We start from the raw sequence: 13,967 nt of genomic DNA on the forward strand, positions 1-13,967 counted from the left end.
GGGCGCGGTTTATCGCGGGGGGGGGGGTTATGTTGGCCCTGGGCGGCCGTGTTGCCGGGGCGCCCCCGGGGCCCGTTTCCGCGGCGTGGGGTGCTGGGGTGGGGGCCCCCCCGGGGGCGGGCCCCCCACTTCCGAGGCACGGCACGCGGCTGACAGGGCCGACGGGGCCGAGCCGGAACGTCGGCCGCAATGCGCCTACTTCCGCCCCCACGCCGAGATCAGCGGCGCCGTCGCCAGGTCCATGGTCCCGTCGGCGACGTTCGCCAGGTGCTGGTCGATCTCGTCGTCCGTCGCCAGGCCCGCCGTCACGAGCTGCGCACGGATCTGCCCGACCGTCGCCGTCTCCAGCGCCGTGCAGGCCGGTGACGCCAGCGGGAAGTACGCGTCCGCCTCGACCTGCCGCAGCCCCGCCGCCCGCAGCAGCCCCGGCAGCTTCCGGCCGTACGACAGATCGGCGCCGCGCTCCGCGAGCAGCGAACGGAAGCCGTGCCGCAGGCGGTTGGCCAGTTGCTGCGCGGGCCCCGCCTCGTCTGGACAGAGCAGCGGCTGGAGCGCGGGGTCGGCGTCCTCGATGAGCAGCCGGCCGCCGGGGCGCAGCGCGCGGATCATCGACGCCAACGCCCGCTCCCGGTCCGGGACATGGACCAGGACGAGGCGCGCGTGCACCAGGTCGAAGCTCTCCGCGGGCGGCTCGTCGACGCCGATGTCGTGGCGCCGCACCTCGACGGGCGTACGGGGCGTGGCGGCCTGCCAGGACGTGTCGATGTCGGTGGCGAGGACCCGGCCGGTCGGGCCGACCTTCCGCGCGAGCCACGAGACCACGGACGTGCCGCCGGCCCCGACCTCCCAGCAGCGCCAGCCGGAGCCGATGCCGAGACGCTCGATGTGCCGGAACGTCGTGGGGTCGAAGAGGACCGAGAAGGCGTCGAAGCGCCGTCCTGCCTCGGGCCGCTGGTTGTCGAGGAGGTACGCGTGCTCGCCTGATCGCATCATGAACCGATCATCTCAGCCCAATCGTTGGATACCGGACATTGCGCCAGTGGAGCGGAGCCTTCCGTTCCCACAGGGGTGGACACGCTGTCGGTGACCGCTGGCAGACTGACCCATCAAGTCATCTTCGTGACGGAAAACGAACGGCACAACGGCCGGAAAGCGGGAGGGCCAGAGCATGTCCATGGCGGGCAATCTGCGGAAGGTCGGCGGTCTGCGCAGGGTGGGCAGCCTGCGCAAGGTCGCGCGGCTCGCGCGGCGCACGCCCAAGGTCGACCTGAGCCACCCGGCGCGCTCCCCGCTGGGCTCCGCGGTGGTGAACTGCGTGACCTACCGGGACGGCGTGCGCGAGGCGGGCGACAGCGATCTCGTCGAGTCGGTGCGCGCGGTGCGCAAGGCCGCGGACGGGTTCGTCTGGCTGGGGCTGCACGAGCCGTCGGAGCTGGAGTTCGCGGACATCGCCGAGCTGTTCGACCTGCACCCCCTGGCCGTGGAGGACGCGGTGCACGCGCACCAGCGGCCCAAGGTGGAGCGGTACGGGCAGACGCTCTTCGCGGTCCTGAAGACGGTCTGCTACGTCGACCACGCGGAGCTCACCGCGACCAGCGAGGTCGTGGACACCGGCGAGATCATGGTGTTCCTCGGCCAGGACTTCGTGATCACGGTGCGGCACGGCCGGCACGGCTCGCTCGGCCCCGTGCGCGAGCGGATCGAGGCGGACACGGAGCAGTTGGCCAAGGGCCCGGCGGCGGTGCTGCACGCGATCGCGGACAGCGTCGTCGACGACTACCTGACGGTGATCGACGAGGTCCAGGCGGACATCGACGAGGTCGAGGCGGCCGTCTTCGCGGCGAACGGCGCGAAGGCCGACCCCGGCCGGATCTATCAACTCAAGCGCGAGCTCCTCGAGTTGAAGCGGGCCGTGGTGCCGCTGTCCCGGCCGATACAGGAGCTTTCGGGGCGCCCCTTCCCCGCCGTGCCGCCCGAGATACAGGCGTACTTCCGCGACGTGTCGGACCACCTGCTGCGGGCGGCCGAGCAGATAGCGGCCTTCGACGAACTGCTCAACTCGATCCTGCAGGCACATCTGGCACAGGTGACGGTCGCGCAGAACGAGGACATGCGAAAGATCACGGCGTGGGCCGCCATCGTCGCCGTGCCGACGATGGGCTGCGGCGTCTACGGCATGAACTTCGACCACATGCCCGAGCTGCACTGGCGGTTCGGCTATCCGCTGATGATGTCCGTGATAGCGGTCATCTGTTTCGTGGTCTACCGAGGGTTCAAGCGCAACGGCTGGCTGTGACCCACCGAGCGGTCACCCGCTCCACGCCGGGTGGCGCGGGTCGTCCGCGCGGACGACGACGTCGGCGCTCCGCGCGGGCCCGGTCTCGGAGTCGTAGCGCTCGAAGGCCGGGAGCGTCCACTGCTCGGACTCGGGGGTGCGGCGCCGCAGCGCGCCCCGCGACAGGCTCACGTGCACGGCCAGATCGAAGGGGAACCAGTGGTGCAGGAGCAGCGGGCCGTGCATCAACAGCACGCCACCGGGAGGGAGTTGGACGTACCCGCTGCGGGTCGCGCGGTCCGTGACCGGGTCCCACAGGTCGGGCAGGACCCGGCCCGTGCCGTCCGGTTCGAGCGGGCCGAACACCTCGCGCCACAGCGCGCCCGTGTCGAACCAGCCGCTGTAGTACGCCTCGACGTCCCGGTGCCCGTACTCGAACCGGAGCGAGGCCGGGCGCAGAAAGCCCTCGGTGCCGACCGTGAGCGAAGACCGGCCCCGGGTGCGCAGGGCCTCGGAGACGAGCGCGGCGAGCTCGCCGGTGCGGGCGGCCGGCGCCCCGTCGAGGGCGACCTTCACCCACGGGCCGCCGTCGGCCGGCTTCAGGTCGAACAGCCGCTCGGCGAGGGCGTCGCCGAGCCGTTCCCAGGTGATCGCTTCGAGTCGCACGCACTCCATGATGCAGGGCACGCGCGGGCGGGCATCACGCTCGTATGACCAGAGCCGTCCCGCCGCAGGCCGGAACCACCTCACCCCAGGCCGAAGCCGTCCCGCCGCCGGCCGCGCGCACCACCCCGGCACCGGCCGCCGCGCGCAGCCCCCTCGTCCTCCAGCCGGTCAAGCGCAGGCGGTGCGGCGCCTGCCGGCGGGGGCCGCTCGGGTTCCTGACCCTGGAGGACGGGCAGCCGCGCTGTCTGGACTGCGCCGACCTGGGGCACCTGGTGTTCCTGCCGCGCGGGGACACGGCGCTGACCCGCAGGGCGCGCGAGGAGAGCACGCTGTCGGCCGTCGTCGTGCGCTTCCACCGGAAGCGCGGGCGGTACGAGCGGCAGGGCGTGCTCGTCGAGGAGGCGGCGCTCGCGCGGGCCGAGGCGCGCTGCCTCGCGGACTCGGAGGCGCGGGCCCGGCGGCGGGCGCGGGACGCGGCGCGGCGGGCGGCGCTGGACGCGGAGTTCGTGGCGGAGTTCGCGGCGCGGATCCTGCGGCTGTTCCCGGGCTGCCCCGCGGACCGGGCTACGGCGATCGCCGCGCATGCCGGGGCGCGCGGGAGTGGGCGGGTGGGCCGGAGCGCGGCGGGGCGGGCGTTCTCACAGGGCGCGGTCGCGGCCGCGGTGCGGGCCGCCGTGCGCCATGTGGACACGCCGTACGACCGGCTGCTGATGGAGGGCGCGCCCCGCAGGGAGGCCCGGTCGCGGGTGGCCGGGGCCGTGACGGCGGTGCTAAACGAGTGGCAGGGGCCGACCCCCGCCCCGCCCACCACACCCGCCCCGTCGACCGCACCCATCGGACTCCACAGAAACACCACAACCGGCACCGTTCGCTCAATGTAATCGTGAAATCACTGTCCACAACCGACAAACTGCGGCATGATCCCCCTGAGACAGGGGGGCGCATGATCGAAGGTCCGTATTTCGTGCTGGTCGTGCTGGGGGCGGTCTGGTGCGGGGTGAGTTCAGGGGTGTTCATCGCGTTCTCCACATTCGTGATGCGCGGCCTCGGCGCGCTGCCGGCCGCACAGGGGATCGCCGCGATGAACGCCATCAACGTCGCCGCGCTCACGCCACCGTTCATGGTCGTCTTCCTCGGCGCGGCGGTGCTGTGCGCGGTGATCGCGGTCGTGACGTTCGTGCTCTGGCCCGATCCGGGCACCGTCGAGCTGCTGCTCGGCTGTGCGCTGTACTTGGTCGGCACCTTCGGCGTGACGGTCCTCGCGAACGTGCCGCGCAACGCGGCGCTCGCCGGTCTCTCCGGCGCCGAGGACTCCGAGAGCGGCGCCGCGCAGTGGCGGACGTATCTCGTCGAATGGGTGCGGTGGAACCACGTACGGGCCGCGACGGGCGCCGCCGCCTCGGCGCTGTTCGTGCTCGCCCTGACCTGAGCCGGGGCGGCCCGCGCCCACCCGACGTATCGTGACGAAAGGAACCACGGCACCGACAGGAGTCACGGCGTAGGGAGACGGCCATGGCCGACCCCAAGGGCTTCCTCACCACGCCCCGGCAGGAGGCGCCGCGCCGCCCCGCCGCGGAGCGGGTCCGCGACTGGGACGAGGTGTACGTCCCCGGCGGCCTGCTGCCCATCATCGAGTCCCAGGCCGACCGCTGCATGGACTGCGGAATCCCGTTCTGTCACGAGGCGTGCCCGCTGGGGAACCTGATCCCCGAGTGGAACGAGCTCGTCTCGCGGGACGACTGGCAGGCGGCGAGCGAGCGCCTGCACGCCACGAACAACTTCCCGGAGTTCACCGGCCGCCTGTGCCCGGCCCCCTGCGAGGCGGGCTGCGTCCTCGCCATCAACCAGCCGGCCGTGACCATCAAGAACGTGGAGGTCGCCATCGCCGACCGGGCCTGGCACGAGGGCTTCGTGTCCGCGCAGCCGCCCGAGCGGCACACCGGACTGACCGTCGCCGTCGTCGGCTCGGGCCCCGCCGGGCTCGCGGCCGCGCAGCAGCTGACCCGGGCCGGGCACACGGTCGCCGTGTACGAGCGGGACGACCGGCCGGGCGGGCTGCTGCGCTACGGGATCCCCGCGTTCAAGATGGAGAAGCACCAACTGGACCGAAGGCTGGACCAGTTGACCAAGGAGGGCGTGCGCTTCCGTACGTCGACGGAGATCGGCCGGGACCTCGCAGCCGCCGACCTGCGGTCCCGCTACGACGCCGTCGTGATCGCGACCGGCGCCACGGCCTGGCGCGAACTGGACGTGCCCGGGCGTGAGTTGACCGGCGTCGAGCAGGCGATGGAGTACCTGCCGTGGGCCAACCGCACGTACGAGAACGCGCAGAACACTCCGAAGGAGCAGTCGGTTCCGGAGCCACCGGACTCGCCGCTCACCGCCACCGGAAAGCACGTCGTCATCGTCGGCGGCGGCGACACCGGGGCCGACTTCCTGGGCACGGCGGTGCGCGAACGGGCGGCGTCCGTCACACAGTTGGACATCTACGACCGGCCGGGCGAGGCCCGCGACGAGGAGGCCGAGCCCTGGCCGACGTACCCGAAGCTGTACCGGCTCTCCGCCGCGCACGAGGAGGCAGGTGAGCTGCGCACGGCTCCGGCGGCCGACGCGGACGCCCGGCTCTTCGCCGCCTCCACGCTGCGCTTCACCGGGGACGCGGCGGGGCACGTTCGGGAGCTGCATCTCGTGGAGGTGGACGCGGCGCGCAAGCCGCTGCCGGGAACGGGGCGGACGCTGCCCGCCGATCTGGTGCTGCTGGCGCTCGGCTTCCACGGGCCCGAGCGTCGAGCCGGTGGTCTCATCGACCAGTTGGGGCTCGACCTGGACGAGCGGGGCCGGCTCGCTCGGGACGCCGCCTTCGCGACGGGTGTGCCGGGCGTGTTCGTCGCGGGGGACGCGGGGCGCGGCGCTTCGCTCGTGGTGTGGGCGATCGCCGAGGGCCGGGCGGCGGCCGCCGCGGTCGACCGCTGGCTGACGGGGCGGACACGGCTGCCGGAGCCGATCGGGGCGCACGACCGCCCGATGACCGTCTGAGCGGACCGCCCACCGAAGCGGCCGGCCCGCGGTGCGTCACGAGAGCAGAAAGTCCGCGGCTCCCGCCTTCGCCCCTTCGATGAACGCGGTGATCTCACCGATGGTGTAGATCAGCGCGGGCCCGTCGGGGTCCGACGACTGACGTACGGCGACGCGCCCGTCGGCCAGCTTCATGGCTTCGAGGCAGTTGCCGCCGTTGCCACCGCTCCAGGGCTTGTGCCAGCCCTCGCTGCCGAGTTCGCGCGCGGGCATGCCGTTGTAGATCGGCTCGCCGTCGACGCCTCGTATTCGGTCCTTGATCGAGTCCATTCACAGCTCCTTGCGGAGATCACGGAGAATCTCCTTTGTGCGTTGCGCCGTCGCGGCATGCGCCGCCATGCGGTCCATGACTTCGAGGTGGGTGGCCACCTCGGGGCGCGCGTCGAGGTAGACCGCGCCTGTCAGGTACTCGCTGTAGACCATGTCCGGCAGTTCTGACATGGCAAATCGGAACAGGACGAAGGGGCCGTACGTGCCCGGGTGCGGGCCCGCGGCGAACTCCGCGACCTGAAGCGTCACGTTCGGCAGCTCCATCGCCTCGAGCAGCCGGTCGATCTGGGCGCGCATCACGTCCGCGTCGCCGACCGGGCGGCGCAGGGCGGTCTCGTCCATCACGACCCACAGACGGGGGGCGTCCTCGCGGGTGAGCAGGGCCTGGCGCCGCAGGCGCAGCGCCACGTGCCGCTCGACCACGTCGGGGTCCTCGGCGAGGGCCCGCCCTATGGCTCCGGACTCCAGCACCCCGCGCGCGTAGTCCTCGGTCTGCAGCAGGCCGGGCACGAAGTGCGGGTCGTAGGACCGGATGAGCCGGGCCGCGCCCTCCAGGCTCACGTACATGGAGAACCAGTTGGGCAGGATGTCGTGGTACCGCTGCCACCAGCCCGGCTTGTTGGCCTCCTCCGCGAGCTGCACGAAGGATGCGGCCTCGTCGTCGGCGACGCCGTAGGCCTTCAGGAGCAGTTGGACGTACGGGATCCGCAGCGAGACCTCGGCGGTCTCCATGCGGCGGATCGTCGCGGCGGTCACGCGGAGTACTTTCGCGGCCTCCTCGCGCTTGAGCCCGGCGCCCTCGCGAAGGTCCTGCAGGCGGCGACCGAGAACGACCTGGCCGACCGTCGGCGCGGACCGGGGTTCGCTCACGCCCCCTACCTCCCAGTAGTCCCGATGTCTGAAACCCGCCACTTCGCACTGCGGGGAAAGGCCCGAAAGACGTCCCTCACCGGCCGTTTCCCTGCGGTTCGCCCCCGATTGGGGCCGCGTGGCGCGCTGTTGCGAGCAGTCTGCCATGCCCGCTCCACACGGCATACGCCACTCTGCACTTTTCAGAGTGGCCCTTGCCAAGTGTTCATGGCGGGGAGATAGTGGCAAGCGTGACTCCGTCTGCGCCTTTAGGAACAGAAGCCGGCGAAACTACGCTCGGTGACCGTTCGGGTACCCCGGCAGGGGCCCACCCGTCGGCTGCCCGTCGCAGCAGTTTCGAACTGGCTCCCCATCCGGGCTCCGCCGCTCAGGCCCGGCGCGTGACGCGCACCCACCTCAGTGCGTGGGGCGCGTGCGAGGACACCTGCGACGCGGCGGCCCTCGTCGTGTCCGAACTGGTCACGAACGCGATCGTGCACACCGCGAGCCGCCGCATCCAATGTGAGTTGCGCGAACTGCGCGACGCCTCGGGCGACCGCCTGCGGATAGCGGTCAGGGACGAGGGCTGCATCCCCGGTGACACGCGCGCGGGCCGTGTCGCGCCCGAGGAGGAGCACGGCAGGGGCCTCCTCCTCGTGGCCGCGGTCGCGACGGCGTGGGGCGCCCAGGAGACCGGGCCCGGCCTCCTGGTCTGGGCCGAACTGCCCCACGACGACCGGGAGCCGCAGCCGCCGGGCCCGGTGCCCGGCGCGTCGGACGGCGCCGGATGGGCCTGGTGAACGTCCGCCCCTGCCGGACGGCGGGCGGAGGAACGACGAACGTGCGAAACGGGATCGGATGGGCGTGGTGACAACGGGCAAGCGGACGATGCACTTGAACTCGCTGGCCGGACTGGCCCGGAGGCGTCGCCCCCGGTCCCCGGAGCACGCGGACGCGCCGCGTCCCGGCCGCGCCCGGCCCGTGCGGCTCAGCGTGCCCGCGGGCATGACCGCGCCGCTCGGCTGCGACGCCGTCGCGGTGCCCGAGGAGTTCGGCCGGGCGATGGCGAAGCGGCTGCCGCGCATGGGCTGTGTGTACGCGGACGGGGCGCACTGGTGGTGGCTCGTGCCCTCGGACTCCGATGTGTCCCTGGAGTGGCCGGCGCCCGCGGCCTACACGGCGGGCGCCCTGGTGCGCGACGCCCCGCGGGCCCCGTCCCTGGTGCACTGCCCGGAGGGTTCGGTGCCGTACACGCCGCCGATTCCGCTGTACCTCGCGCTGTGCCGGGTCACGGGGACCACACCGGTGTGGTCGCGCTCGGTCGGCGCTTCTTGAATTCCCGGCGCCGGGACGGGCGTCAGCCCACCGGATCGGCGACCGGTTCCCGCACGATCACCAGGAACGCGTCCGTCGCCAGGTCCATGACCACCTCGGCCTGCTGGCCCTCCTGACGGCGCCGGCTCGCGTACTCCTCCGCGGGCCAGGAGCCGCGGGGTCCGCCCGCCGGGAAGCGTTGCAACACCACTCGTCCGTTGATCATCACTTGTCCCTGCCCCCGTGATCGTGCCGATGTGCGGCGCCCGGCGCGTCCGGGCGCTTCATGAGGGAGAACGTTGACAGGGGCGCTCACGGCTCGCAACGTGACGAGAATGACACCGAGTTGAGACGCGGTCAGGTCGTACGCGCCGGGGTTCCGGCGGCGGATCTCAGTCGAGGTACTCGTCGTGATAGCGCACCCGCGCGCTGCCCGCGGGAGCCCCGAGGGCGGACGCGCGCCCCGCCGGCTGCTCCCACTCCTCCTGGCGGCCGAGGGCGGTGAGGTCCAGGAGGTTCGTGGTGAACCCGATGTGGTCCATGCCGCGGGCGAACGTCGAGTACGTGTGGAAGACCCGCTCCCCCTCGCGCAGGAAGCAGCTGATCGCGGGCTGCTCCTGCGGGACGCCGTCCTCGCCCGCCACCGTGGCCCCGAAGTCCTGGTTGAAATCGCTGAGATGGGAGGAGTACCAGGGCACCGTCCAGCCCATCCGGGCCTTGAACGGCAGGATCCTGGTGAACGGCGCGCGGGACACCGCCGCGAACTCCGTGCCCCTGGCCCGCAGATGTGCCAAGTGCCCGATCTGGTCGAGGAATCCGGAGCAGCTGCGGCAGCCCGCGTCCCAGTCGGGGGCGAACATGAAGTGGTAGACGACGAGTTGGGAGCGCCCCTCGAACAGGTCGAGCAGCTCCGACTTCCCGTCCGGGCCCTCGAACACGTACGACTTGTCGATCTCGACCATGGGCAGCTCGCGCCGCCGTGTGTTCAGCGCGTCCCGTGCCCGGGTCGCCGCCTTCTCCAGGGCGAGCAGTTCCTCGCGCGCGGCGCGCCACTCCTCGCGCGTGACCACCTTCGGCAGCCCCATGGTTCCTCCTCCGGTCGTGTCTCTCGTCAGGGGTGACCGGGGGGCGGTGCGGAACTCATCGCTGCGGCGGAAGTTTTTCCGAAGGAAGTACGGGAGGAGTCCTGTCGTCCCCGCGCGGCCGCTGGGACGCTGGCCGCCCCGGCCCGTCCGGGCCGGCCGGAGGACGGAGCACGCCATGCTCGTCGGAACCTGGAACCTGGAGAACCTCTACCGTCCCGGTGGCCCCTACGGCCCCCGCGACAAGGCCACGTACGAGGCGAAACTCGCCTCTCTCGCCGACACCGTGAACCGGCTGCGGCCCACCCTTCTCGGCGTGCAGGAGGTCGGCGACCCGGCGGCGCTCGACGATCTGGTGCAGCTGCTCGACGAGCGGTACCGGGTGACGTTGTCGGAGTACCCGGACGAGCGCGGGATCCGGGTCGGCTTCCTCAGCGACGTCATCGTGAACGTGGTCTCGGACACGGCCGCGTTCCCCGAGGCGGTGCGCCCGGTGCAGGTCGACGACAGCGGCAGGACCGCGGACCGGACGGGCCGCGGCGTGCTCGCCGTGCACTTCTCGACGCGGGCGACCTGGCTCACGGCCGCCGTCTGCCACCTCAAGTCGAAGCTGCTCGGCTACCCGGGCGGCAGGTTCGTGCCGCGCGACGAGGGCGAGCGGGCACGCTACGCGGCCTACGCGCTGCAACGGCGCGCGGCGGAGGCGGCGACCGTGCGCGCCCTCGCGGACACCCTCATCGGGGAGGACGGCCGTCGTGAACGCGTCGCCGTCCTCGGCGACCTCAACGACGAGGTGGCGGCGGCGACCACGCAGATCCTGCAGGGCCCGCCCGGCTCCGAGATCGGCACGCCCGGCTTCGACCACGCCGACAAGGGCGACGCGAAGCGCCTGTGGAACGTGGCGCCGCTGATTCCCGAGGAGCAGCGCTACTCGCGGGTGCACGCGGGTCACCGCGAGCTGATCGACCACGTCTTCGTCTCGCACGAGCTGCTCGGCCACGTCGTGCGCGCCGGAACGGGCGTGCCGCGCGGCGAGGACACCGCCCTCGAACCGCTGCCGTCGGTGGGCGCGGACCCGCAGGACCGGCGGGACGCGCCGGGCTCCGACCACGCGCCCGTCTGGATCGACCTGCGGCCCTGAACCGCGCGTGTCAGGCGGCGAGTTCCGCGAGCAGCACGTCGATCCTGCGCGCGTGCTGCTCGGGCACCCGCCCGGTGTCGTCGACCTGCACCGCGCACGCGGTCGTCGCGTCGACGAGCCGTTCCAGTACGACGGTGACCTGCCGCGAGCCGTCCGAGTGCCGTGCGAGCACCGGCAGTTCGGCGGCGGCCAGGTCGACGGCGGCCCGCGCCTGCGCGAGCGTCCGGTACGCCTCGCGCCGCAGCGCCCACCGCCCGTGCCGGTCGATCCCTTCGGCGCCCTGCGCTCCCTGCGCGGACTCGCTCAGCACATGCCGTACGTAGGCGTGAGCGGCGTCGTGCGCGACGGCGAGCCGCACCCGCACCCCGCCGCCGCGGTGCCGGCCCGGCAGCGGCAGATGCCCGGCGACCAGCACGATCGCGCAGGCGAGCAGCGTCTCGGTGATCCGGCCCCAGGAGGCCTGCGGCTCGCCGCCGACCATCACCAGGGACAGTACGAGGACGGTGACGACGGCGGTCTGCGCGGCGAAGTGCCGGGTGGCGACGGGGATCAGCGCCCCGCAGGCGGCGACCAGCGCGACGAGCCCGAACGGCTGGGGCAGCACGGCGGCGAGCCCCGCGAACAGCACGGCCCCCGCGACGGTCCCCGCGGCCCGGCACAGCGCGCGCGAGGCGAGCGGCCCGAGGTCCGGCTTCACGAGGAAGACGGCGGTGGCGGGCAGCCAGTACCAGTGCAGCGGGTGCAGGGCTTGGGCGACGGCGGCGCTGGCCCCGAAGGAGAGCCCGACCCGAACCCCGTACTCGCGCCCCGCGGGCCCGGCGACCCTGCGCAGCAGCGTGCTCGCGGACGCGCGGCGGCGTGCCGACGGCAGGTGGCCGGCGGCCCCGTCGAACGCTTCGGCGGCCCGCAGCAGCGACTCGTCGAGCGCCCGCAGTCCCGCGTCGGCGCGGGCGGGGGCGGGCAGTGCGCCCGGTGCCTCCCCGGACCGCACGGCGGCGGCGAGGCGGCGCGGCCCCTGCGCGGCCCGCGCGGGCACCGGCTGCCCGGCCCAGGCGAGCGCGGTGGCGGCCTCGGCGAGCGGGAGGGCGGCGGAGTACTGGCGGCGCAGGCGCCGGGTGGCCGCCGAGCGGCCGGGCCGCAGGGCGTCCTGCGCCTGGTCGAGGGCGGCGGTCAGGGCGACGCGGCGCGCCTGGGCCTCGGGGCCGCCGACGGCGTCGAGCAGCCGGGCCACGGCTTCGTACACGGAGGCGACGGCGGCACGCTCACCGTCGTAGAGATACCCGAGGCCCTTCGTGCGTACGTTCGCGCGGACGGGAGAGGGCAGCACGAGCCGCAGCAGGATCAGCCACGCGGCGCCCCCGGCGAACAGCAGCGCCCGCTGCCAGCCGGGCTCCGGCAGCGGCATCCCCGCGCCTATCGCGACGGTCACGAGGAACTGGGTCCCGGCCGAGGACGCGACGGGCCCGATGGCACTGAAGGCACCGCCCACGAGCCCGAGCACGGCGAAGATCCCGGCGATGAGCGCCCCGGTCGGCAGCGCACCGCCGACGAAACTGCCGACCGTCATCCCCAGGGCACCGGCGAGCGCGGGCCCGCCGAGCCGCGACACGGCGGCGAGCCGCGGCCCCGGCCGGTCGTTGACCCCGGCGAGCAGCGTCCCGAGCGCGAGCAGCACACCGCTGGAGGGCCGCCCGGCGGCGACGGCGACGAGCAGCAGCGGCCCGCCTGCCAGGGCCCCGCGCACGACGGCGGGCCACGGCACGGGCGCGCGCTGGGCGCGCAGTGCGTGGCTCAGCCAGGGCGGAAGCGAATGGGGGCGGCGCATGACGGTGGGCAGACTCCTGTCGTACGAACACGGAGGGGTGCCGGACGCCGTCGGCCAGCCTGAACTGGTCTGTCAAGAGTAAGCGGAGTTGTTGGAGGGGAGGAAACAGCGAGGTTTCCGGAATGTGACACTTGACCGTGCCCACACGACGTACTGCTCAGGACCACGGCGGCTGGCCGGATCTCCCCGGCGACACGGCCCTGACGATCCACGTCCCGGAGGCGGACCCGCTGGTCCGCACGCCGTCGAGGGCCCACATCACGCTCCTCTACCCGTTCCTCCCGCTGGCCCGGATCACGCCGGAGGCGGACGACGACCTGCGCGCCCTGTTCGCGGCGACGCCCCCGCTCCCGCTCACCTTCTCCGAAGTGCGCCGCTGGCCGGGCGTCCTCTACCTCGCGCCGACCCCGGACGACGCACTCCGCACCCTGACGAAGTCGCTACGGGAACGCTGGCCGGAGGCGGTCCCGTACCGCGGGATCTTCGGCGACGAGGGCCTGGACCCGCACCTCACGCTGGCGAGCGGCGCGGGCACGGACGACATCCCGGAGACGGAGTTCACGGGGGCGCTGCCGCTGCACGCGCGCGTGGAGTCGGTGAAGCTGATCGCGACGGAGGGCGCGGGGACGGGTTGGCGCGACCTCCGCACGTACCAGCTGGGCGCCGCCGGCTACTGAGCGCCGGCGACGGCCCGCGCCAGCAACTCCCGCGCGCGGTCGACGAGTTCAGCGAGTGGAATCGAAGGATCGGCCACGACCCGGTCGATCCCCCGCAGCCCGGCCCGCTCCAGCAGCCGCTTCTCGTTGGTCACCCACTCCCCGCGCGCGGCGAGCACGGCATGGGCGGCCTGCATGGCCGCGCCGGCGACCGCCCCGACGACCTCGGTGCGCCCGCCGAGGGGCGCGTTGTTCCCCTTCGCGTATTCGAGGGTGATCGAGGCGCGCCCCCACCACACGTCGGGGGCGGCCTTGCGCAGGGCGGCCGGGTACCCGTCGGGCCGGGGCGTACCGCCGCGCAGCACGCGGTTGACGGCGAGCTCGGCGACGACGAGATACGACGGGATCCCGGCGAGGTGGAACATCAACGGCTCGACCCGGAACCGCCCGGCCTCGGCCTCCCTCAACTCGTGCTCGACGACGTCGAGATCCCGGTAGTGCACATCGACGCGCCGCCCGTCGACGGTGAGCCAGGCCCCACCGTTGAACACCCCGCCGCCCCAGCCTCCGATCTCGGAGACCTCGCCCTGCCACCCGACGTCCCGCAGGTGCCGGGGCTCGAACAGCCCCTCGCTCCCCCGGTAGTACACGGCGGTGTCCCAATCGCTGGCGGCGGTGTGCGTGCCTTGGGCGCGTGACCCGCCGAGGGTGACGGCGTGCACGCCGGGCAGGGCGTCGAGCCGGTCGGCGAGGCGGTCGAGGAAGACGTCATCGGTGAACTCGGGCATGTGCCCACGCTAAGCGAACCTCGGCC

The 13,967-nt window shown here is 73.3% G+C and carries 16 protein-coding genes; 8 read left to right on the forward strand and 8 right to left on the reverse strand.

The window, feature by feature from the left end:
• Positions 1-195 precede the first annotated feature (195 nt).
• Complete coding sequence (locus ACFV9W_RS27260; protein ID WP_385765510.1) at positions 196-993, reverse strand: methyltransferase domain-containing protein; 798 nt, start codon at positions 991-993, stop codon at positions 196-198.
• Between the two features lie 175 nt (positions 994-1,168).
• On the opposite strand from ACFV9W_RS27260, the gene ACFV9W_RS27265 reads away from it, so the two are divergent.
• The gene (locus ACFV9W_RS27265; RefSeq protein ID WP_385765513.1) at positions 1,169-2,296 is read left to right on the forward strand and encodes a magnesium and cobalt transport protein CorA; all 1,128 of its coding nucleotides are present in this window, start codon (positions 1,169-1,171) and stop codon (positions 2,294-2,296) included.
• A gap of 12 nt (positions 2,297-2,308) precedes the next feature.
• Here the strand turns inward: ACFV9W_RS27265 and ACFV9W_RS27270 are convergent, their stop codons facing one another.
• Positions 2,309-2,941, reverse strand: coding sequence for a uridine kinase (locus tag ACFV9W_RS27270; RefSeq protein ID WP_385765515.1), 633 nt, complete (start codon positions 2,939-2,941; stop codon positions 2,309-2,311).
• A 44-nt stretch (positions 2,942-2,985) separates the two neighbouring features.
• Here ACFV9W_RS27270 and ACFV9W_RS27275 point away from each other — a divergent pair, with 44 nt between their 5' ends.
• The 3 genes from ACFV9W_RS27275 to ACFV9W_RS27285 all read left to right on the forward strand — a co-directional run bounded on the left by ACFV9W_RS27275 (position 2,986) and on the right by ACFV9W_RS27285 (position 5,977).
• The gene (locus ACFV9W_RS27275) at positions 2,986-3,822 is read left to right on the forward strand and encodes a DUF2293 domain-containing protein (RefSeq protein ID WP_385765518.1); all 837 of its coding nucleotides are present in this window, start codon (positions 2,986-2,988) and stop codon (positions 3,820-3,822) included.
• A 62-nt stretch (positions 3,823-3,884) separates the two neighbouring features.
• A complete protein-coding gene (locus ACFV9W_RS27280; protein ID WP_385765521.1) occupies positions 3,885-4,370 on the forward strand; it encodes a DUF1772 domain-containing protein in 486 nt (161 codons plus the stop codon).
• An 83-nt stretch (positions 4,371-4,453) separates the two neighbouring features.
• A complete protein-coding gene (locus ACFV9W_RS27285; RefSeq protein WP_385765524.1) occupies positions 4,454-5,977 on the forward strand; it encodes a glutamate synthase subunit beta in 1,524 nt (507 codons plus the stop codon).
• Positions 5,978-6,013: 36 nt separating this feature from the next.
• Here ACFV9W_RS27285 and ACFV9W_RS27290 read toward each other — a convergent pair whose 3' ends face one another.
• Positions 6,014-6,286 carry a DUF397 domain-containing protein gene (locus ACFV9W_RS27290; protein WP_385765527.1) on the reverse strand — a complete coding sequence of 91 codons (273 nt, stop codon included), beginning with the start codon at positions 6,284-6,286 and terminating at the stop codon, positions 6,014-6,016.
• A complete protein-coding gene (locus tag ACFV9W_RS27295; RefSeq protein ID WP_385765530.1) occupies positions 6,287-7,156 on the reverse strand; it encodes a helix-turn-helix domain-containing protein in 870 nt (289 codons plus the stop codon).
• Positions 7,157-7,536: 380 nt separating this feature from the next.
• Here ACFV9W_RS27295 and ACFV9W_RS27300 point away from each other — a divergent pair, with 380 nt between their 5' ends.
• Together ACFV9W_RS27300 and ACFV9W_RS27305 are read left to right on the forward strand one after the other, a co-directional pair.
• Positions 7,537-7,935 (forward strand): ATP-binding protein, encoded by a 399-nt coding sequence (locus ACFV9W_RS27300; RefSeq protein ID WP_385765533.1) that lies wholly within the window; start codon positions 7,537-7,539, stop codon positions 7,933-7,935.
• 58 nt (positions 7,936-7,993) lie between these two features.
• A complete protein-coding gene (locus ACFV9W_RS27305; protein ID WP_385765536.1) occupies positions 7,994-8,470 on the forward strand; it encodes a hypothetical protein in 477 nt (158 codons plus the stop codon).
• Between the two features lie 22 nt (positions 8,471-8,492).
• Here ACFV9W_RS27305 and ACFV9W_RS27310 read toward each other — a convergent pair whose 3' ends face one another.
• The gene (locus ACFV9W_RS27310; RefSeq protein WP_385765539.1) at positions 8,493-8,675 is read right to left on the reverse strand and encodes a hypothetical protein; all 183 of its coding nucleotides are present in this window, start codon (positions 8,673-8,675) and stop codon (positions 8,493-8,495) included.
• 166 nt (positions 8,676-8,841) lie between these two features.
• Complete coding sequence (locus ACFV9W_RS27315) at positions 8,842-9,534, reverse strand: DUF899 domain-containing protein (protein WP_385765542.1); 693 nt, start codon at positions 9,532-9,534, stop codon at positions 8,842-8,844.
• A 175-nt stretch (positions 9,535-9,709) separates the two neighbouring features.
• On the opposite strand from ACFV9W_RS27315, the gene ACFV9W_RS27320 reads away from it, so the two are divergent.
• Positions 9,710-10,672 carry an endonuclease/exonuclease/phosphatase family protein gene (locus ACFV9W_RS27320; RefSeq protein ID WP_385765545.1) on the forward strand — a complete coding sequence of 321 codons (963 nt, stop codon included), beginning with the start codon at positions 9,710-9,712 and terminating at the stop codon, positions 10,670-10,672.
• Between the two features lie 10 nt (positions 10,673-10,682).
• On the opposite strand, the gene ACFV9W_RS27325 is transcribed toward ACFV9W_RS27320, so the two are convergent.
• Entirely contained in the window at positions 10,683-12,497 is a 1,815-nt protein-coding gene (locus ACFV9W_RS27325) for an FUSC family protein (RefSeq protein ID WP_385765548.1), read from the reverse strand.
• A gap of 137 nt (positions 12,498-12,634) precedes the next feature.
• Here ACFV9W_RS27325 and ACFV9W_RS27330 point away from each other — a divergent pair, with 137 nt between their 5' ends.
• On the forward strand, positions 12,635-13,174 hold the full coding sequence (locus ACFV9W_RS27330; RefSeq protein WP_385765551.1) for a 2'-5' RNA ligase family protein: 540 nt from the start codon (positions 12,635-12,637) through the stop codon (positions 13,172-13,174).
• On the opposite strand, the gene ACFV9W_RS27335 is transcribed toward ACFV9W_RS27330, so the two are convergent.
• The gene (locus tag ACFV9W_RS27335; RefSeq protein WP_385765554.1) at positions 13,168-13,941 is read right to left on the reverse strand and encodes a nucleotidyltransferase domain-containing protein; all 774 of its coding nucleotides are present in this window, start codon (positions 13,939-13,941) and stop codon (positions 13,168-13,170) included. The two genes, ACFV9W_RS27330 and ACFV9W_RS27335, sit on opposite strands and share 7 nt — an antisense overlap.
• Positions 13,942-13,967: the final 26 nt, after the last annotated feature.

Source organism: Streptomyces sp. NPDC059897, assembly GCF_042730865.1.
GTDB lineage: Bacteria > Actinomycetota > Actinomycetes > Streptomycetales > Streptomycetaceae > Streptomyces.